Annotated in this window: 17 protein-coding genes and 1 pseudogene; 17 read left to right on the top strand and 1 reads right to left on the bottom strand. The window is 38.0% G+C overall.

The genetic code is table 11. The annotated features are described in order from the left end of the window. The gene (locus JFU50_RS29815) at nucleotides 1–1,527 is read left to right on the top strand and encodes an MFS transporter (protein WP_201225662.1); all 1,527 of its coding nucleotides are present in this window, start codon (nucleotides 1–3) and stop codon (nucleotides 1,525–1,527) included. A 147-nt stretch (nucleotides 1,528–1,674) separates the two neighbouring features. Here JFU50_RS29815 and JFU50_RS29810 read toward each other — a convergent pair whose 3' ends face one another. Then, on the bottom strand, nucleotides 1,675–1,857 hold the full coding sequence (locus tag JFU50_RS29810; protein ID WP_056521496.1) for a YolD-like family protein: 183 nt from the start codon (nucleotides 1,855–1,857) through the stop codon (nucleotides 1,675–1,677). Nucleotides 1,858–2,378: 521 nt separating this feature from the next. Between JFU50_RS29810 and JFU50_RS29805 the strand changes: the two genes are divergently transcribed. The 16 genes and pseudogenes from JFU50_RS29805 (at nucleotide 2,379) to iolI (ending at nucleotide 19,687) form a co-directional block, all read left to right on the top strand. Next, nucleotides 2,379–3,209 (top strand): DUF2935 domain-containing protein, encoded by an 831-nt coding sequence (locus JFU50_RS29805; RefSeq protein ID WP_201184471.1) that lies wholly within the window; start codon nucleotides 2,379–2,381, stop codon nucleotides 3,207–3,209. A gap of 461 nt (nucleotides 3,210–3,670) precedes the next feature. Further along, a complete protein-coding gene (locus JFU50_RS29800) occupies nucleotides 3,671–4,540 on the top strand; it encodes a cation diffusion facilitator family transporter (RefSeq protein WP_201225660.1) in 870 nt (289 codons plus the stop codon). A gap of 219 nt (nucleotides 4,541–4,759) precedes the next feature. Beyond that, nucleotides 4,760–4,894 (top strand): annotated as a pseudogene (locus JFU50_RS29795) (HU family DNA-binding protein); the annotation flags it as partial. A 419-nt stretch (nucleotides 4,895–5,313) separates the two neighbouring features. Continuing rightward, nucleotides 5,314–5,802, top strand: a complete 489-nt coding sequence (locus JFU50_RS29790) for a hypothetical protein (RefSeq protein WP_201225659.1) — start codon at nucleotides 5,314–5,316, stop codon at nucleotides 5,800–5,802. Beyond that, nucleotides 5,786–6,412 (top strand): hypothetical protein, encoded by a 627-nt coding sequence (locus JFU50_RS29785; RefSeq protein ID WP_201225658.1) that lies wholly within the window; start codon nucleotides 5,786–5,788, stop codon nucleotides 6,410–6,412. The genes JFU50_RS29790 and JFU50_RS29785 overlap by 17 nt, the downstream gene beginning before the upstream one ends. A 441-nt stretch (nucleotides 6,413–6,853) precedes the next feature. Beyond that, entirely contained in the window at nucleotides 6,854–7,033 is a 180-nt protein-coding gene (locus JFU50_RS29780; protein ID WP_056521479.1) for an IDEAL domain-containing protein, read from the top strand. 577 nt (nucleotides 7,034–7,610) lie between these two features. Beyond that, nucleotides 7,611–7,745: a hypothetical protein gene (locus JFU50_RS31685; protein ID WP_260398231.1), complete on the top strand. Its 135-nt coding sequence runs from the start codon at nucleotides 7,611–7,613 to the stop codon at nucleotides 7,743–7,745. A 1,394-nt stretch (nucleotides 7,746–9,139) separates the two neighbouring features. Next, entirely contained in the window at nucleotides 9,140–10,609 is a 1,470-nt protein-coding gene (locus JFU50_RS29775) for a CoA-acylating methylmalonate-semialdehyde dehydrogenase (protein ID WP_201225657.1), read from the top strand. Nucleotides 10,610–10,703: 94 nt separating this feature from the next. Then, nucleotides 10,704–11,519, top strand: a complete 816-nt coding sequence (gene iolB / locus JFU50_RS29770; RefSeq protein WP_201184464.1) for a 5-deoxy-glucuronate isomerase — start codon at nucleotides 10,704–10,706, stop codon at nucleotides 11,517–11,519. A gap of 24 nt (nucleotides 11,520–11,543) precedes the next feature. Further along, complete coding sequence (iolC, locus tag JFU50_RS29765) at nucleotides 11,544–12,521, top strand: 5-dehydro-2-deoxygluconokinase (protein WP_201225656.1); 978 nt, start codon at nucleotides 11,544–11,546, stop codon at nucleotides 12,519–12,521. Nucleotides 12,522–12,551: 30 nt separating this feature from the next. Then, a complete protein-coding gene (iolD, locus tag JFU50_RS29760) occupies nucleotides 12,552–14,462 on the top strand; it encodes a 3D-(3,5/4)-trihydroxycyclohexane-1,2-dione acylhydrolase (decyclizing) (RefSeq protein ID WP_201225655.1) in 1,911 nt (636 codons plus the stop codon). Between the two features lie 17 nt (nucleotides 14,463–14,479). Continuing rightward, on the top strand, nucleotides 14,480–15,370 hold the full coding sequence (gene iolE / locus JFU50_RS29755; protein ID WP_201225653.1) for a myo-inosose-2 dehydratase: 891 nt from the start codon (nucleotides 14,480–14,482) through the stop codon (nucleotides 15,368–15,370). A 22-nt stretch (nucleotides 15,371–15,392) separates the two neighbouring features. Beyond that, nucleotides 15,393–16,805: a sugar porter family MFS transporter gene (locus tag JFU50_RS29750; RefSeq protein WP_201225651.1), complete on the top strand. Its 1,413-nt coding sequence runs from the start codon at nucleotides 15,393–15,395 to the stop codon at nucleotides 16,803–16,805. A gap of 55 nt (nucleotides 16,806–16,860) precedes the next feature. Then, nucleotides 16,861–17,892 carry a Gfo/Idh/MocA family protein gene (locus JFU50_RS29745; protein ID WP_201225649.1) on the top strand — a complete coding sequence of 344 codons (1,032 nt, stop codon included), beginning with the start codon at nucleotides 16,861–16,863 and terminating at the stop codon, nucleotides 17,890–17,892. Nucleotides 17,893–17,958: 66 nt separating this feature from the next. Next, nucleotides 17,959–18,837: a sugar phosphate isomerase/epimerase family protein gene (locus JFU50_RS29740; RefSeq protein ID WP_201184453.1), complete on the top strand. Its 879-nt coding sequence runs from the start codon at nucleotides 17,959–17,961 to the stop codon at nucleotides 18,835–18,837. Nucleotides 18,838–18,841: 4 nt separating this feature from the next. After that, nucleotides 18,842–19,687: a 2-keto-myo-inositol isomerase gene (gene iolI / locus JFU50_RS29735; RefSeq protein ID WP_201184451.1), complete on the top strand. Its 846-nt coding sequence runs from the start codon at nucleotides 18,842–18,844 to the stop codon at nucleotides 19,685–19,687. The last annotated feature ends 26 nt before the right edge of the window (nucleotides 19,688–19,713 follow it).

Below are 19,713 nucleotides of genomic sequence, written 5' to 3'. Positions count from 1 at the left end.
ATGTCTAGAAAAGATAGAAAAGTTACATTACGTACTAGTATCGGTTTTGGATTAACAGACATAATGGGTGGTGGGGCTTTTACCATTATTGGAGCTTGGCTACTATTTTTCTTTACAACGTTTGCTGGTTTATCACCGGTACAAGCCGCTTCTATCATTGCCATTGCTCGCATTGTCGATGCAGTTATCGCTTTGTTTGTTGGAAGTATATCAGATAATTTCTTTAAGTATAAGTTAGGTAGAATGTTCGGTAGACGTCGCTTTTTCCTATTAATCGGTTCACCATTAATGCTTACTTATGTTTTATTATGGGTATCAGGAATGAACTACTGGTACTATCTTTTCACTTATTTACTATTCGAAATAATTGCAGCGATGGTATTAATCCCTTGGGAAACACTACCTTCTGAAATGACAAAAGATTTTAAAGAAAGAACTAAAATGTCAACATCAAGAATGTTTCTTTCTGGTACAGGTACGTTTTTAGCTACTTTTGTTCCAGGGCAATTAATTGCTTATTTTGGAGATAACAATGCCAACGCTTACTTAATTAACGGTGCCTTCTTTGCTATACTATTTGCAATCTGTATATTTATTTCGTATAAATCATCATGGGAAAATAAGTTTTCACCTGAGGAAGAAAAAGTAATCCTCGAAAAAGCAAATGAGACTAAAGGATTTGGTGAAACATTAAAAGCCATTGGTTCTGTGCTTAAGGAATTTGCTACAACTTTTAAAATCAAGAGTTTCCGAAAACATTTAGGAATTTATCTTTTCTCATTTACTGGGAAAGATGTATTTAATACAGTATTCATATATTTCTGTATATTTGCATTAGGTACATCTTCTACACTTGGTGCTAATTTACTTTCATTAAGCATCATTGGTATACCGGTGACAATCTTAGCAGGATTTTTGATTGTTAAAGTGGGACCTGCAAATTTATTTAAAGTAGCTTATTCTATAATGATCTTATGTTTAATTGGATTTTATGTTATTTATTTAACTCAACCAAGTTCAATGATCGTTTTGTTATTTATAATTGCTGGGATTTATCAAGTTGGTAGAAGTATATTGGAATTCACTCCGTGGAATGTTTTCCCATTTATTCCGGATATCGATGAAATCGTAACAAGACAAAGACGTGAAGGTCTCTTTGCTGCAGTTATGACATTTGCTAGAAAATCTTCTGTAGCAATTGCTACTATGGCTGTTGGTCTTCTATTAGAATATGGTGGTTTTGTCGAAGGATCAGCAACACAAACACCTGAAGCAATTCATACTATCGTATATACGTTAGTGATTGGGACTTCACTGTTGCTAGTAATTTCAATGTGCATAGCTTTCACTTTCAAATTAAATAAAAAAACACATGAAATCTTAGTAGATGAAATTGATCGTTTAAAAAATAATGGTTCTAAAGCAGACGTTAATCCAAAAACGAAAGAAGTTGTTGAAAGTCTGACTGGTTATGCTTATGAAAATGTATGGCCTGAGGATCCAACCGAAAAGGAGAACGCTTCTTAACTTGTTAACTATTAAAAATCGAGTAGGAGGGGGCGACTAACCCCCTCCTACTCGATTTTATGTTAGGATTAATAATATTTCGAACAGCCAATCAAGAGGGATTTTCTTAAAGTCCTTGGTTTTCCTCAAATCTCGTTTGTACCTAAATTAATGTATTTCCTTGATGTGAGATAATCGAATGGAGAAAATATTTTGATTTTTATCCGTTAAGGACAGGGTTTGTTCATAAAGGTTCAGTTTATACATATGGCCCTTGCAAGTTTCTAAAAACCCATCTTTAAAATAAGTGATTGTCATTATGCCATTTTTTTTCAATGATTTTAATATCATTTGATCATCTCCTTCCTGTCTGGTTTATAAAAGTAATTTTTATGCTAGCAATCCATTATTTATGATAAATAGTAAGAAAGCTAGTGTAATAATCGGTTGTATAACATATAGTATACACCAATAATTGCAAACGCTTTCATCTATATATGAACGTTGTGTGAAATTATCATTTTCTGTAGGATGCATTATATTATAGATTGACCTTCAAAGTAGCAATAAATAATAGAAGAAACTCATCAAAATGAAGCCTTTGTTAAACGAAACAAAGGCTTACTTCTATGTATAGAGGCTTTCACCTTCTAGTTAATAATTAATAATATTTTAAGCTGACTCAACGATTCACGAACAATTCTTTGTCCGTAATTTTTTTTCATACATTCAGAGAAAACGACTAATTTAAATTAGAATATTCAGATTATTGGTGGTGACTCTAACAATTGATTCGTATTATTACTTAGGTCTTTTTATGACTCCCGGTTAATAAAATTTGAAAGATGGTTTTTTTAAAGGGGGATTTAGCTATGACTGAGAATTCACAAGAATTTAATATGAGAATAGCATCTGGAATGTTTGTTGCGCGTTCATTAGATGAAATACGTTTTTGGTCAAGAATTATGAAAGAACACTCTTTATTTCTTAGGCTAGGATTTAGATGTGAAGATACACAGTTAATTGAAGAAGCTAATCAGTTTTATCGATTGTTTGAAAGGATTGAACAGCAATCACATTCATTTACAAATCAAACCGATCCAGAACAAATTAAAAGATTTAATTCGGAAGTCCAACAGGCTGCAACAGGTATATTCGCATTTAAGCGAAAAGTATTAGGACTGATACTAACCTGTCAATTACCAGGAGCAAACAATTTTCCTCTTTTAGTGGATCATACAAGTAGAGAAGCCAATTATTTTAGAAAAAGATTAATTGAATTAAACGAAGGGAAATTGAAACCACTACCTGATGCTATCATTAAAGAGAATGTTTTCTTTTTAAGAATAATGGCCGACCACGCTAAATTTATTGGACACTTACTTGACCCATCGGAAAGAAAGCTTGTAGATATGGCGAGAAACTTTAGCAATGATTTTGATCAATTGGTCTTTCAGGCTACTGATTTAGAGTCTATGAAACCACAATCACAGACCGTTCCTCTCTTGGATCAGTTTCTTGATCAGAATCGAGTGTCTGTAGTATCACTGCGAGATTTTAAGAAAACTGCCCGGGATCTAATTGAGGAATGTAAAATTAAGAGTATTATCCATCCTCTTTTGGCGGATCATGTTTTCCGAGAAGCCGAACGATTCCTTGCAATTATTGATATGTTTGAAGCACATTTGATGGAAGAAAAATAGCAACCTAAATAAGTTACAAATGTATGGAAAATTCATTCCTTAATTAAGAACTAGCGTTTTTTTTGTCTTATATTGATTAAGAAGATTATGTAGGGAAATTCATCATAGAGATGAAGGAATCAACCAATTTGAACGATAACAGTCGATCTTTGAAGCAAATATAAAGTTGAAGTTTGGATAAAACCATCATTGATGAAGTTGCAGTAAGGGTAAGGGGGAGGAATTTCCCCTTTTTTTGATTCGTGTGGATTTACAACTATAAGAAGTACTTCCATAGGTATTAAAGAAAAAATCCACTAAAGTAAAAAATATGATTAGGAAATAATGACCTTTACCGTGTTTGCTTAAGGAAACTTTTTTTGACAGATGTTATTTCTATGGACTAACAACAAAAGATTGCTATAGACCCACCCACTTAATGCTTGGTAATATAATCAAGTGTTATATTTGGAGGGGTAGCCATGGAACAACAGAAGTATAATGAGTTAAAAATGGGTGAACGGGGAGTTATCCTTAGTATCTGCACTTATATATTTTTATCTGCTGCAAAGTTATTTATAGGTTATTCAGCAGACTCAGAAGCTTTAAAAGCAGATGGGCTAAACAATTTGACTGATATCATTGCTTCGATCGCAGTTCTAATAGGTCTGAAAATAGCACAAAAGCCGGCTGATGAGAACCATCCATACGGTCATTGGAAATCCGAGACTGTAGCATCGATGGTTGCTTCTTTTATTATGGTGGCTGTTGGTATTCAAGTTTTATATACAGCTATCTCTTCGGTATTCGAGGGAAGAAAAGAATCTCCTGATTTAATCGCAGCATGGACAGGCATGTTCTGTGCAATAGTTATATATTTCGTATATCGATATAATAGGAATTTGGCGAAGAAAATTAATAGTCAATCAGTAATGGCTGCAGCAAAGGACAACCTTTCAGATGCCTGGGTAAGTATAGGTACGGTAGTCGGAATTATTGGTTCTCAATTTAACCTTGCATGGCTTGACCCTGTAGCAGCTGTTATCGTAGGTCTATTGATTTGTAAAACTGGTTGGGATATTTTCCGAGAAGCTTCACTTAATTTGACAGATGGTTTCGATGAAGAACTGATAGAAACTTATAAAAAAACCATTCTTAATACCTTTGGTGTAAAAGGAGTTAAGGATATCAGAGCAAGGAATTACGGTAATAATACTGTTGTAGATGCTGTTATTCTCGTTAATTCTACTTTGGAAATTAAAGATGCACATGACATTTCTACAAAGGTTGAAAATGTATTAAAAACCGAACACGATGTCTATGAGGTTCATATTCATGTAGAACCGAACTAAAAAGCCGATTATTAAGAAGTGACAAATTGTATGGTACTTTACTGTGTGGTAGTCGGGCATCTTTTGACAATAGTGGATGATGATTAGAAGGGTTTTCCCCCTTTTTTGAGACTCATATAATGTAGTGATCGGACAAAATTGTTGAAGGCGTTAAACGATTGAAAAAACTGTGTGGCAAAACAAGCAAAACTAAAAAAGCAGTGGATGTCTTGTGAGGGGAAAATCCAATTAGTTGGATTTGGCACATTTGAAGTGCGCGACTGAGCAGCCTGAACGGATAGAAACCCACAAACAGAAGAAGAAATACATATTGCAACTTCAAAAGTTCCCGCTTTTAAAGCAGGTAAGGAATAAAAAGAAGCTGTTAAATAAATTTATTTAATGATAATCGTGAAAAGGGCTCTGGAGATGATATAGTCACCAGAGTTTTTTTGTTTATGTAATTTTTTATTTAAGTGTACTTTTGAAATTTATTATCACTTTACTTAATCTTTACCTTTACAATTTTCCCTCCGGCTTTTTTACCTGCCTGTTCCAATAATTTCGCAAATTTTTTCTTTGTCTCTGTATCCTTCTTAATCTTTTTCATTTTTATATCCCTCGCAATTTAATATTCTTGCTAAATAGTATGACCATGGAAAAGGGAATTCATACTTTATCCGGTTCTAATGCTTGCTTTTCCCCACTATATTGTTAGTAAAGTGGAAAACTGACAAAGTGACCTTAAGGTATTTTCCCATTTTTGCAGAATGTGAGGAGAGAGGAGGGAGGGGATGTCGTCTTTGAACCCTTTTTTCAATGAATGGAAGAAAACGAATCCTAAAGAAAAAGTTATTCAAAAAAAATCTTTGGAAAATCCATCACATCAAATAACGTCGGTGAGAAAAGTGAGAAAGGACAAGCAGCATGATATTAAATTCCCTGTAGATTATGTTATGAAGGTCAAGCTCCGGACGCTTTGCCAAGCATTAAGCCCCAAATATCATCAAAAGACGGGAAAGCCTTTGACACAAACGGCCTGTAATACTTTGTTGCTGCGGTTTGGACTAGCAAGGTGGAGGGATGTGGATTATGTTATGGATTACAAAGACACGAAGGAATATATGCATACCTACCTATTGGAAACGGAATATGGTCAAAAAGGGGGCTTACATGAAATCGCGATTTTGAAGGATCTTTCTGATCGTAGAGTCGTTTATTTCATGATCCATCATGCTGTTTCCTGGCTGGAAAGAGGGGGTTCCGTTGAAGAAATCCTATAGTCAATTCAGTCTTCTATCGAACAAGCTGCTTTATGGGACTAAGGAAAAAAAGGGTTTTTTAGATTACCTATTGCCTAAATATAGGTATCTACAGATTGTGGTACCCTATTATGAATATTTGAGAGGTGAGGTATTCGTTGAAGACATTAAGGACTTGTTTGAAGAGGCGCCTCAAAATTTGACACTGTATCACCTGATTGCCCTCTTGTATTTTGATTTTCTGGAACAAGTGAAAAAAGGAGCCAAATATGACCAGCTATGTTCCTTTTTGATTTCTTCCAAGAAAAAATTTCTTCAACGCCCGATGATCGAAAAAAGGGTGTTGAAACAGGTGACAACCAATCTTTTCTCTTTTGAGCAAAGGGAAGAAGAGATGGAGGTAACATCAGAAGAAAAACAAGCGGAGATTACACTTCGGATCAAGGAGTCAGAGATTTACCGGGGAGAGGTCTTTCTTCATGACATATCACCGTACTTAATGGATGAAGAACTCACTGTCGAGGATTTACTGGTGATTTTGTTTATGGACTTTCTACAAAGAATTAAAGAAAAGGGAAACTCCAGTCAAACCATGAAGGCCATTTTATTGAACTATGAGGATTATTTTTAATGAGAGAGCAGAGGACAATCATGAAAAAAGGATAGGTGTTAACCACTATCCTTTTTTTTATGGACTTATACACATTGAATGAAAGAATAAATGGGTCATTAAATCATTTATGTAGGTTACTTTATTGTTCAAGCTCATTTGACCGTACATATTGGAGTAATGTTTTTCTTAGTTTGAATCCTTTCAAAAAAGGGAAAAGTCCACCACTTATATTCTCAAACCTCATAAAATATTGAAGGTCGAATTAGAATTAAGACTAAGGTTTAACTTGTTTGTATTCAAAATAATAAAATTAGTAATCTTTATGTATAGAAGAGTGGTTACATGGGAATCATGAGAATAAGCAAATAGAAAAGAGGGGGGAAGACAAGGATTTAATTAATAATAATAATCTCCAAGTTACTTAGTATAATAGAAAAAAGGTTAAGGAGTTGGTTTCGTATGGAGAAGCAATTGCCTGGAACACCACTAGAACCTGAAGTGATGGCTGAAATGGTTTTAAAAAAGGCTCTCAGCGATTACAGGAAAGCCCAAATTGAAAAAAAAATCGATGAATCATTGAAAATGCGTAATAAGGAAGAGTTTATTCGTTTAACAGATGAATTAAAGAGTATTTCTTAAACTTTTGTACGCACAAAGTAAAAACGCATACAGAAATTTTTTTATAAAAAATAAGGCTCACAATGTAAGAAATCCTTGAATTGGTTTGATTATTAAAGTTTATAGTAGGAATATTGAAATATCCATTAAGGAACAAGGCAAGAAAAAATAAAAAAGAAGCGCAGTCGCACTTAAAAAGCTGGTGAGGTTAAATATTATTTGATATTCCTTTACCTTCAGTTTGGATGGACATAAAATTTTATTATGAGAAACATTCTAAGTAAATAGGAATCTATAGTATTATAACATTTTACATTGTAAGCGCTTTCTTGTATAATTATGATAATCAAATGGTGTGGAACCATAATGGGGTAAGTAGACCGAGGTAGGGTCTATCTTCATAATGATCTTTTAGTTTCACTAATTTTTGTGAATATTTATTGTAAGGATATGAATTAAGATAGCAATAGATGGCTGTCTCAAAAATAATAATTAATTGAAAATCGGGTAAATTTGTGAAAAGCAATTTGACGGTATAAGAGAATGAGAGTTTGTGCATCATCAAGATGAAATGGAAGTTGCGAAGGGGGGAAAAGAAATGAAAAAAAATGGTGTTTCGTTAGCCGAATTTGTTCAGGAAGATCGATTTGAACTCAACTCCTACCTTACTTCTTTATTTAACAAACTTAATGACTATGTCCCCAAAAGTCTTAAAGATAAAAGAAATCAATAACAATTAAGCAACAGGAAATAGTGACTCAGGAAAAGCTTTTAAACTTCCTGGGTCACTTTCTTTATTATTGATTCTTGGTTAAGGATGCATGAACCTATTTAGATTGCATCCCCTGGTCTTATGTTATTCTTAGCAGGAATTAGTACAGTATTATGTTAATTAGCATTCGTTTATTTCATTATTTTCAGCAAAAATATACCCTAAGGGAATTCTAAAAAATGATCAGCCATTGAAATTTAGAAAGATATTTTAAAATAAATAAAAAAACAAAGGAATGGAGGGATCCAAACAATAGATTTACCTTCACTAAAATATCAGCTTTCCTGATGAATTGCCTTATTTCGTTAACACTGTTTTTCTCAGATTAGGTTTGGCTCTTGTTATCCCTAATCGATTCTCTTTCTCCTGCTATAGTACTTTTTGTGTTCACTTATTAGCAAGTTTTTCAGCATGCTCTATGCCCTATGTTGTAAGAACAGAACATTAATAAGAAGTTTAGAGATTAGAAGTCATGTAGATAGAAAGCTTTATATAAGGATGAATTTAAAAAAATGGAGGAGAAAAGGTTCTGATAATGGATTTTATCCAGGAGGATTGATTTGAACTACACCATATGTTCGATCAGGGTATAGCTTAATTAGTGAATTGGGAAAGCATGGGGAGCAGCTGGTGATGTTTTTTAAAAGAGCAGAATATTCAAGGTAAATGAACCTAGTAAATTAGTATTTGAAAATATCAATATCGAGATTGGATTTTACATCGTGCAATTGTATACAACACAATCAAGATAGTCCTTACCTACGAATTCATCTCCATATAGATGTCATGGTACTCTAAGTATTCATACTTAATTTCCTTTTAGTTATCGGTCCTCTGAATCGACAAAAAGAGGATGTTTGTTTAAAAAAATACAAAAAAGTGTTTACAAGGAAAAAAATTCATTGTAGTATTTCCTTATAAAGTAAATGAAATCGATTTCATTTTTCGATTTACCGTATAGGCAACCTGTATTCAGGAGATAAAGTGTCTAAACGCTTGAGGTAATTATAGTCATGTCGCAATGATTCTTATATTTTGCTTCAAAAAAAGAAAAGGTAATTTAATAAGGCTATTAGGATTTTGAATCAATAGTAACCGATCTGAGTTTTGGAAGCTTTCTTTTCAATTAGAGATTTAGAAGATAATGAAATCGATTTCATTACTAGCCTTATTACAAATTGAGTCTATAACTACTAAACTATTACCGTTGAAAGTAAGAGATCTATTTGTTTGGTCTAAAAAAACCTGACAAAGAATTAAAATGCGGATGGTATTTAAAGTTAAATGAAATCGATTTCATTTAACCTTTAATCACAAAAGACTGATAATTTCGAAAAAACAAGGAGGAAAAAAGCATGTCATCAGTAACACATGAGGTTAAAAAATTAAAAAACTACATAAATGGTGAGTGGATTGAATCCACCTCAAAGCAAACGGAGATCGTCGTTAATCCTGCAACTGGTGAGGCGATTGCCGAAGTGCCACTTTCAACTAAAGAAGATGTGGATCGTGCAGTTCAAGTTGCGAATGAAGCGTTTAAAAAATGGTCGCAGGTAGCCGTTCCAAAAAGAGCTCGCATATTGTTCAAATATCAGCAGCTCCTAGTAGATAATTGGGAGGAACTTGCGAAACTTGTTACCATCGAAAATGGAAAAAGTTTATCAGAATCAATCGGTGAAGTACAGCGAGGCATCGAGTGTGTGGAGTTTGCCGCGGGTGCACCTACACTTATGATGGGCAAACAGCTTCCAGATATTGCGACAAACATTGAATCGGGTATGTATCGTTATCCAATCGGTGTAATTGGCGGTATCACACCGTTTAACTTTCCGATGATGGTCCCTTGCTGGATGTTCCCACTTGCAATTGCATGTGGCAATACATTCGTGTTAAAGCCATCTGAGCGTACACCACTTCTTGCAGCACGTATTGTTGAACTGTTTGAGGAAGCGGGTCTTCCTAAAGGTGTATTGAACATTGTAAATGGCGCACATGATGTGGTAAACGGGCTTCTTGAACATAAAGATGTGAAAGCTATCTCATTCGTTGGTTCACAACCAGTTGCTGAATATGTTTATAAAACAGGTACGGCCAACTTGAAGCGCGTTCAGGCACTTGCAGGAGCAAAAAACCACTCGATTGTCTTGAAAGATGCCAATCTTGATATGACAGCAAAAGAAATTACAAGTGCGGCTTTCGGCTCAGCTGGTGAACGTTGCATGGCAGCTGCTGTTGTTGTAGTAGAAGAATGTGTAGCGGATGAGTTAGTTGAAAAATTAAAAAAGGCTGCAGATACCATTACAATCGGTAATGGCCTAGACGACGGCGTTTTTCTTGGACCAGTTATCCGGGAAGGGGCTAAGCAACGGACTATTAGCTATATTGAATCCGGTGTAGCGCAAGGGGCGACCCTTGTACGTGACGGCCGTAAAGACGAGGCCGCAAGTGGAAATGGTTACTACCTTGGGGCTACGATTTTTGATCATGTAACACAGGAAATGAAAATTTGGCAAGATGAAATTTTCGCTCCGGTCCTCTCCATAGTCCGTGCGAAAGATTTAACAGAGGCCGTTGAGATTGCGAATGCATCCGCTCTTGCTAATGGCGCTTGCCTATATACAGACAGTGCAGCTGATGTACGCCAGTTCCGTGAAACAATTCATGCGGGTATGCTGGGCATTAACGTGGGGGTTCCCGCACCTATGGCATTCTTCCCATTCTCTGGATATAAAGATTCATTCTATGGTGACCTTCATGCAAACGGGACAGACGGTGTGGAGTTCTACACTCGAAAAAAAATGGTGACTGCACGCTACGTGAAGTAATCGTATAAATCCCATAGAAAATAAATGAAGTCTGGTCCGTTTAGATACGGGCCAGATTAATCCAATTTTTTGCCTGAGAAACAAGGAGGTACATATGAGCAAATTACTGAAAAAACCAGGAAAACTTGAGGTTGGTGAAGGTGTTACAGTTGTTCAGGAAGTAACGAAAGTAAATTCTCCATTAGAATTTGTTGAGTTTAAAATAGTTGAGTTAGCTTCACACTCTAAATATTCAGAATCATTAAATAAAACGGAGTGTTGTATCGTCGCTTTGACTGGAAAGATCAACGTGACAGTAGGCGAAGAAACATTCCACGATTTAGGCACACGTGAAAGTGTGTTTGAAAAGGTGCCGACGGACAGCATCTACATATCGAATAACAACCATTTTCAAGTAGAAGGTATAACTGAAGCCCGCGTAGCACTATGTTATTCCCCTTCTGAAAAGCAACTTCCGACCAAATTGATTAAAGCAGAGGATGTTGGTGTTGAACAACGAGGTATTTTGAGTAATAAACGGATGGTGCATAATATTTTGCCGGATTCGGATCCGTCAGCGAACAGTCTTCTTGTGGTCGAAGTCTACACAGAAAGCGGCAACTGGTCGAGCTATCCTCCGCATAAACATGACCAGGACAACTTACCAGTAGAGTCGCAATTAGAAGAGTCTTACTACCATGAAATGAATCCACCTCAGGGTTTTGTCTTCCAGCGTGTTTATACGGATGACCGTTCGATTGATGAGACCATGACTGTCGAAAACGGAGATGTTGTCCTTGTACCGGCGGGGTATCATCCGGTAGGGGTACCGGATGGTTATGAATCTTATTACTTAAATGTCATGGCTGGCCCGACGAGGACTTGGAAATTCTACAATGATCCAGATCATGAATGGATCTTAAAGCGGTAAAAAAAAGAAGGAGCTGTTAATTGGATGAACTATACATTTAGTACCGACAAGGAGTTTGACTTGATTGCTATCGGCCGTGCCTGCCTCGACTTAAATGCCAATGAATATAATTGCCCGATGGAAGATACCATGACGTTTACAAAATATGTGGGCGGTTCACCTGCCAATGTTGCCATTGGCAGTGCAAAATTAGGTTTGACTGTTGGATTCATCGGCAAGCTTGCGGATGACCAACACGGACGATTTATCGAGCGGTATATGCGCGAAGCAGGCGTGGATACATCAAATATGGTGATTGATCAGAAGGGGCATAAAACGGGACTAGCATTCACAGAAATCAAAAGTCCTGAAGAATGTAGCATCCTTATGTATAGAGATAACGTAGCCGACCTTCATTTAGCGCCTTCAGAAGTAAACGAAGAATACATCAAAAAATCAAAAATTCTTCTTGTTTCTGGAACGGCCTTAGCGCAAAGCCCATCACGTGAAGCTGTGTTAAAAGCGGTCAGTCTGGCGAAAAAACATCATGTAAAAGTCGTATTTGAATTGGATTACCGTCCGTATACCTGGAATTCTATTGAAGAAACCTCTGTTTATTATTCTTTAGTAGCAGAGCAATCAGACATTTTGATAGGCACGCGTGATGAATATGATGTAATGGAAAACTCTGAAAAAGGTACAAACGAAGAGACTGTCCGTTACTTGTTTAACCATTCCGCAGATCTAGTGGTCATCAAACATGGTGTCGAGGGTTCATATGCTTATGCCAAATCGGGCGAAGTATTTCAAGCGAAGGCTTATAAAACGAAAGTATTAAAAACCTTTGGCGCAGGAGATTCATATGCTTCCGCTTTCTTATATGCATTAGTGAGCGGCAAAGAGATTGAAAGCGCCTTAAAATTTGGCAGTGCTTCTGCTTCAATAGTAGTAAGCAAACATAGCTCTTCTGAAGCTATGCCAGTTGTAGAAGAAATTGAGGAACTAATTGCCGAACGAGTGTAAGCAAATTATCTACATAGAGGTGAGCAAAGGATGGGAAAAGTGAGGTTAACAACAGCCCAAGCTTTAATTAAGTTTTTAAATCAGCAGTATATCCACGTTGACGGTGAAGAGTATCCATTTGTCGAAGGGATTTTTAATGTATTCGGTCATGGAAATGTCGTTGGAATTGGTCAGGCCCTTGAACAGGATGCGGGCCACTTGAAAGTGATTCAAGGAAAGAATGAGCAAGGAATGGCACACGCAGCAATCGCCTATAGTCGCGAAATGCTCCGCCGTAAAATTTATGCCGTTACCACATCGGCCGGTCCAGGTTCTGCTAACTTAATAGCGGCAGCTGGTACAGCACTTGCTAATAATATTCCTGTCCTTTTGCTCCCGGCAGATACATTTGCCACACGCCAGCCTGATCCGGTGCTTCAGCAACTTGAGCATGAGCACAGTACGGCGATAACTACTAATGACGCTTTTATGGCGGTATCAAGATATTGGGATCGCGTCACTCGTCCAGAGCAGCTCATGTCAAGTCTGATTCGTGCATTTGAAGTGATGACCGATCCTGGAAAAGCGGGTCCGGCGACGATTTGCATCTCGCAGGATGTAGAAGGAGAAGCATTCGATTACGATGAACGATTTTTTGATAAACGCGTTCATTATTTGGATCGGAAAGCGCCAGTGGAACGGGAACTGAATGGAGCTGCAGATCTGATTAAAGCAAGTAAGAAGCCAATCATTATCGTCGGAGGAGGAGCAAGGTATTCCGGTGCACATGATATTTTAATCAAGCTATCAGAAAAGCATAACATACCACTTGTGGAAACGCAGGCTGGTAAATCAACGGTGGAATCATCTTTTACTAAGAACTTGGGCGGAGTGGGCATTCTTGGTACAATGGCTGCCAATAAAGCAGCCCGCCAGGCAGATCTCGTAATTGGTGTCGGGACACGTTATACAGACTTTACAACGTCTTCTAAAACTGCTTTTAATTTTGAAGACACTAAGTTTTTGAACATTAATGTCAGCCGTCTTCAGACATATAAGCTAGATGGATTTCAAGTCGTCGCGGATGCAAAAATAGCGCTTGAGCAACTTGAGGGGTTACTAGAGGGATACGAAACAGAATTTGGTGAAATGTTTGCAGAATGGAAGGAAGATTGGCTTACCGAACGAGACCGTTTGAGTAGAGTGACATTCAATCGTGAAAATTTTACACCTGAAATTAAAAGCCAATTTTCACAGCAAATCTTGAATGAATACTCAGATGCATTGAAAACTGAATTGGCACAATCCACTGCGATGATCGCAATTAATGATACAGTCAATCCGGACAGTGTGGTCGTCGGTTCAGCCGGATCACTTCCGGGGGACTTGCAGCGTCTCTGGCATTCGACAGTTCCGAACACGTACCATCTTGAATATGGCTTCTCCTGCATGGGCTACGAAATTGCAGGAACTTTAGGAGCGAAGCTTGCTCATCCGGACCGGGAAGTCTATTCAATGGTAGGAGACGGCAGTTTCTTAATGCTCCATTCTGAATTAATCACGGCCATTCAATATAATCATAAAATCAATATTTTATTGTTTGATAATTCAGGCTTTGGCTGTATTAACAATCTGCAAATGGAGAATGGTAGCGGCACTTATAGCTGTGAGTTCAGAACACATGACAATCAAATTATGAATATTGATTACGCAAAAGTGGCAGAAGGATACGGAGCCAAGACTTATCGGGCTAATACTGTTGCTGAATTGAAAGCCGCTTTGGAAGATGCAAAAAAACAATCAGTATCTACATTAATTGAAATGAAAGTACTTCCGAAAACAATGACAGATGGCTATGACGCTTGGTGGAATGTTGGTGTGGCAGAAGTTTCTGAACAAGAAAGTGTTCAAAAGGCATATGAAGCGAGGCAAGAAAAATTAAAGACCGCCAAACAATATTAAAAGGAGGAATTCAGAAAATGCAGGAGATTTTATGGGGGATTGCCCCAATTGGTTGGCGTAATGATGACATTCCGGAAATAGGGGCTGAGAATACCTTATCCCACCTTTTAAGCGATATTGTCGTGGCAGGATTTCAGGGGACAGAAGTAGGTGGTTTCTTCCCTGAACCAGCCGCCCTGAATAAAGAACTTCAGCTTCGAAACTTAAAAATCGCTGGTCAGTGGTTCAGCAGCTATATCATCCGCGATGGTATCGAAAAAGCAGAACAGGATTTCCATAAGCACTGCCAATATTTACAGGCTGTCCATGGGGATGTGGCGGTTGTATCCGAACAGACTTACAGTATTCAAGGTGGAGAGATCAATGTATTTAAGGGAAAACCTTACTTTACAGATGAAGAATGGGGAATATTGTGTGTCGGACTAAATAAGCTCGGGAAAATCGCGAGTCAGTACAATTTGAAGTTGGTATATCACCATCATATGGGGACAGGAGTTCAGACATTGTCTGAAATTGATCGTCTTATGGAAAACACCGAAAAAAACTTGGTTCATTTGCTATATGATACTGGACATATTTATGTATCAGATGGTGAGTACATGACACTGTTAAGAAAGCACATTGACCGCATTGGACATGTCCATTTTAAAGATGTAAGACATAAGGTCCTGGAGAAGTGTCGGAAAGAAGAAAAATCGTTTCAAGAGTCTTTTTTAGCTGGTATGTTTACAGTCCCTGGTGACGGTTGCGTTGACTTTGTGGAACCTTTTCATACACTCCTTGACCATCAATATAAAGGGTGGATTGTTGTAGAGGCTGAACAAGATCCATCTGTTGCCCATCCATTAGAATACGCGTTAATCGCTCGCAAATATATAAATGACAGATTGCTCCTAGTTCAAGATTAAAAACTAGAAAGAAGTGATTCATTTGAATAATGAGGGAAATCAAATGGCATTCTTACGCAAGATTATTATTATCTCGACGTTAGGCGGTCTTTTGTTTGGATATGATACAGGTGTTATTAATGGCGCATTGCCGTATATGTCAGAAGAAGACCAACTTAACCTCAATTCACTTACGCAAGGTATTGTTGCCAGTTCACTTCTTTTAGGCGCGGCACTTGGAGCGTTTTTAGGAGGCCGGCTTTCGGATTATGCTGGTCGCCGAAAAAATATTCTTTTCCTTTCGATACTCTTCTTCTTTTCTACGATTGGATGTACGCTTGCACCGAATGTTACGGTCATGATAGCTTGCCGTTTTCTACTCGGACTTGCTGTTGGGGGAGCATCTGTAACCGTTCCGACTTATTTGGCGGAAATGTCTCCTGCTGAACGACGTGGACGAATTGTTACTCAGAATGAATTAATGATTGTAAGTGGGCAGTTGCTCGCATTTATCTTCAATGCCATTCTTGGTACAACAATGGGCGACAGTTCTCATGTATGGCGTTACATGCTGGCTATAGCGGCACTTCCAGCTATCCTTCTTTTCTTCGGAATGCTCCGGTTGCCTGAAAGTCCAAGGTGGCTAGTATCAAAGAAGAAAAATGCCGAGGCTCTGAACGTTTTGAAAAAAATACGCAATACAAACCAGGCAGAATCAGAATATCAGGGAATTAAAGAAACATTCGTTGAAGAAACCAATGTTAAGAAAGCTACATATAAAGATTTAACCGTTCCATGGATACGGAGAATTGTTTTTCTCGGAATGGGGATTGCCATTGTCCAGCAAATAACAGGCGTCAACTCGATTATGTACTATGGTACCCAGATTTTAAAAGATGCAGGTTTTGCAACAAAAGCTGCATTGATTGGAAATATTGCAAACGGTGTCATCTCCGTTTTGGCCACGTTCTTCGGTATTTGGCTACTTGGTAAAATTGGGCGTCGTCCAATGCTTATATCTGGATTGATTGGAACAACGACGGCCCTTCTATTGATTGGCATCTTCTCTTCCCTCCTTGAAGGAACGGCTGCTCTTCCATATGTTATTTTATCTTTGACTGTTACGTTTCTTGCCTTCCAGCAGGGAGCCATTTCACCGGTTACTTGGTTGATGCTTTCAGAGATTTTCCCACTTCAAGTACGTGGGCTTGGTATGGGTGTTACCGTATTCTTCCTTTGGATAGTGAACTTCCTAATTGGTTTAACGTTCCCGGTTTTACTTGATAAAGTCGGATTGTCTACAACATTCTATGTCTTTGCGATTTTAGGTATATTGGCTATCACATTTGTGAAAAAATGTTTGCCAGAAACAAGAGGGCTTACACTTGAACAGCTTGAACAAAACTTCCGTAACCATGGAAAAGATCCTGTTAAAGAAATAACAAAAATAGTATAAGAGATACAGGTTAATTGGCATAAATGCAGATACGTATAATAGGAGGAATATAATCATGACATTAAATATTGGCGTAATAGGAACTGGAGCAATAGGACGGGAGCACATTAAAAGAATTACAAACAAATTATCCGGCGGGAAAATTGTCGCTGTAACCGATGTGAATGAAGAAGCGGCGAAGCAGGTCGTAAACCAATATGGACTTGAGGCGGTCGTGTATCCGGATGACCAATCACTTGTATCAGATGAAAACGTGAATGCTGTGCTTGTGACAAGTTGGGGACCAGCCCATGAACAAAACGTATTGAATGCGATTGAAGCCGGAAAATATGTGTTCTGTGAAAAGCCACTAGCGACAACAGCGGAAGGTTGCAAGAGAATTACCGAAGCGGAAATGAAACACGGGAAGCGTTTGGTACAAGTTGGTTTTATGCGCCGTTATGACAGCGGTTACGTACAATTGAAAGAAGCCATTGATAGAAATGAAATTGGCGAGCCGCTCATGGTCCGTTGCGTACACCGCAATCCAGAAGTGGATGAGAACTACACAACGGAAATGGCGGTCGTTGATACATTGATTCATGAAATTGATGTATTGCACTGGCTAATCAGCGATGATTACAAATCCGTTCAAGTAATTTACCCGAAGAAAGCAAGTCGTGCGCATGCTAACTTAAAAGATCCTCAAATCATCATATTGGAAACGAAAAGCGGGATTGTTATTCAAGCAGAAGTATTCGTAAATTGTAAATATGGCTATGATATCCAGTGTGAAGTCATTGGTGAAGACGGTGTTGCGTATCTTCCTGAACCGGCAAGCATCGTTACAAGGAAAGGCGCAAAACGCAGCACGGACATTTTAATAGACTGGAAAGATCGCTTTATGGATGCGTATGACATAGAATTGCAGGATTTCATAGATTCTATTAAACAGACAGGTCAGCCAAATGGTCCGACTTCATGGGACGGATACATTGCAGCTGTAACAGCTGATGCTTGCGTAAAAGCACAGGAATCAGGCCAAAAAGAACCGGTTGATCTGGCTGAGAAACCTGATTTTTATACGGGGAAAATCACAGTACAGTGAACTTCGTAACACAAACTAAGTGGTGTTGTGGTAAAAATAATTACATTCAAATTGGAGGAAACGACGATGAAACTAGCATTAGATCCAACGATGTATGCCAATTTATCTTTAAAAGAAATGGTCGATAAAACGGCGGAATTAGGCTATGAATATATCGAACTATCACCGCGTGAAGACTTTTGCCCATTCTATAAATATCCTAAAGTAGATAAAGAACAGATTAAAAATTTGAAGCGCTGGTGCAGCGACGCGGGTGTGAAGATCTCATCCTTGCTTCCACTTTACTACTGGGCTGGTCCTGATGAGGACCGCCGCCAGGCTGCAGTTCGCAACTGGAAACGCGCCATCGAAGTGGCAGTGGAATTGGATGTTGATTTGATGAACAGCGAATTTAACGGTTCTAAATTCAATGAAGTTGTATGTGAAGAAAAATTCATTAAATCAATGGATGAGCTCATTCCGGTTTTTGAGAAAGAAGGCGTTAAACTGAACTTACAGGCGCATCCATTCGATTTTATCGAAACACATGAAGGAGCGATGGATATGATTCGTGCCCTTGACCGCTCATGGATCAACCTTGTATATTCAACCGCCCATACGTTTTTCTACGATGATGGAAAGGGTGATATTGCCCCAATGTTTGATTCTGCCGGTGATCGCCTACAACACGTATTGTTTGCCGATACATTCAATCATAAAGCATCCAACGGACTCCGTTATATCGTCAACCCTCCAGGTGTTGAAGCAACCGTTCACCAGCACTTGAACATCGGCGAGGCAGAAGTTGACTTTGATACGATCTTCAGAAAGCTGAATGAAATGAATTTTGATGGTATTGCTACAAATGCAGTATTTGCTTGGATTGACAAAGCAGACTGGTCAAGTAAGCTTATGCTCCAAAAAATGAGAGATGGATTAGGTTTAGCAGAAAGAATTGGAGGTTGACATAATGAAACTTTGTTTTAACCAAGCGACGACGCTTGAGAATTCCAACTTGGACAAAGATCTCAAGTACTGCGAAACACATGGTTACGACTATATCGAAATCCGTACAATGGATAAATTGCCTGAGTACTTAAAAGAACGCTCAATTGATGAACTAGCTGAATTTTTCAATACGAATCATATTAAGCCACTTGCTTTCAACGCTCTTGTATTTTTTAATAATCGTGATGAAGTCGGCTATAAAGCGATTATCGATGAGTTTAAAAAAATGATGGTTATGGCGGAGAAGCTAGGTGTGAAATACGTAGTGGCGGTTCCACTTGTAACAGAAGATAAAATTTTGAAAGAAGACATTAAAAAGAGCTGTGTCGAAGTGTTAACGGAGCTATCTGAGATCGCAAAACCGTACGGTGTGAAAATTGCGGTGGAATTTGTTGGCCATCCACAATGTACAGTAAATACATTCGGTCAGGCATACGATATTGTTGAAACTGTCAATCGTAACAATGTTGGATTAGTGCTCGACTGCTTTCATTTTCATGCAATGGGATCTAATTTGGAAGACCTGAAAAAAGCGGATGGATCGAAAATCTTTATTTTACACATTGATGATACAGAGGATTTTCCAATCGGTTTCCTGACAGACCAAGACCGGGTGTGGCCGGGGCATGGCACTATAGATTTAGACAGTATATTATCTACATTGAAAGAAATCGGTTATTCTGACGTTGTCTCTGTTGAATTGTTCCGTCCGGAATATTATGAACTAGATGCAGAAGAGGCCATTAAAACAGCAAAAGAAACAACAATCCAAGTGATTTCAAAATACTTTGCGCTTCAGACTGTGTGAGTGAATCATGATAATTTCGGGAAACA

Origin of the sequence: Peribacillus sp. TH14, from assembly GCF_016651145.1 — a bacterium.
Taxonomy (GTDB): domain Bacteria; phylum Bacillota; class Bacilli; order Bacillales; family DSM-1321; genus Peribacillus; species Peribacillus butanolivorans.
Note: the sequence above shows the minus strand (reverse complement) of the source record. Positions and strands in the feature narration are given on the sequence as shown.

What these genes read in the sequence shown, in the direction of transcription:
- JFU50_RS29815 (WP_201225662.1), top strand. Translation starts at nt 1, where the DNA reads ATGTCTAGAAAAGATAGAAAAGTTACATTACGTACTAGTATCGGTTTT.
- JFU50_RS29810 (WP_056521496.1), bottom strand. Translation starts at nt 1,857, where the DNA reads ATGATATTAAAATCATTGAAAAAAAATGGCATAATGACAATCACTTAT.
- JFU50_RS29805 (WP_201184471.1), top strand. Translation starts at nt 2,379, where the DNA reads ATGACTGAGAATTCACAAGAATTTAATATGAGAATAGCATCTGGAATG.
- JFU50_RS29800 (WP_201225660.1), top strand. Translation starts at nt 3,671, where the DNA reads ATGGAACAACAGAAGTATAATGAGTTAAAAATGGGTGAACGGGGAGTT.
- JFU50_RS29790 (WP_201225659.1), top strand. Translation starts at nt 5,314, where the DNA reads ATGTCGTCTTTGAACCCTTTTTTCAATGAATGGAAGAAAACGAATCCT.
- JFU50_RS29780 (WP_056521479.1), top strand. Translation starts at nt 6,854, where the DNA reads ATGGAGAAGCAATTGCCTGGAACACCACTAGAACCTGAAGTGATGGCT.
- JFU50_RS31685 (WP_260398231.1), top strand. Translation starts at nt 7,611, where the DNA reads ATGAAAAAAAATGGTGTTTCGTTAGCCGAATTTGTTCAGGAAGATCGA.
- JFU50_RS29775 (WP_201225657.1), top strand. Translation starts at nt 9,140, where the DNA reads ATGTCATCAGTAACACATGAGGTTAAAAAATTAAAAAACTACATAAAT.
- iolB (WP_201184464.1), top strand. Translation starts at nt 10,704, where the DNA reads ATGAGCAAATTACTGAAAAAACCAGGAAAACTTGAGGTTGGTGAAGGT.
- iolC (WP_201225656.1), top strand. Translation starts at nt 11,544, where the DNA reads ATGAACTATACATTTAGTACCGACAAGGAGTTTGACTTGATTGCTATC.
- iolD (WP_201225655.1), top strand. Translation starts at nt 12,552, where the DNA reads ATGGGAAAAGTGAGGTTAACAACAGCCCAAGCTTTAATTAAGTTTTTA.
- iolE (WP_201225653.1), top strand. Translation starts at nt 14,480, where the DNA reads ATGCAGGAGATTTTATGGGGGATTGCCCCAATTGGTTGGCGTAATGAT.
- JFU50_RS29745 (WP_201225649.1), top strand. Translation starts at nt 16,861, where the DNA reads ATGACATTAAATATTGGCGTAATAGGAACTGGAGCAATAGGACGGGAG.
- JFU50_RS29740 (WP_201184453.1), top strand. Translation starts at nt 17,959, where the DNA reads ATGAAACTAGCATTAGATCCAACGATGTATGCCAATTTATCTTTAAAA.
- iolI (WP_201184451.1), top strand. Translation starts at nt 18,842, where the DNA reads ATGAAACTTTGTTTTAACCAAGCGACGACGCTTGAGAATTCCAACTTG.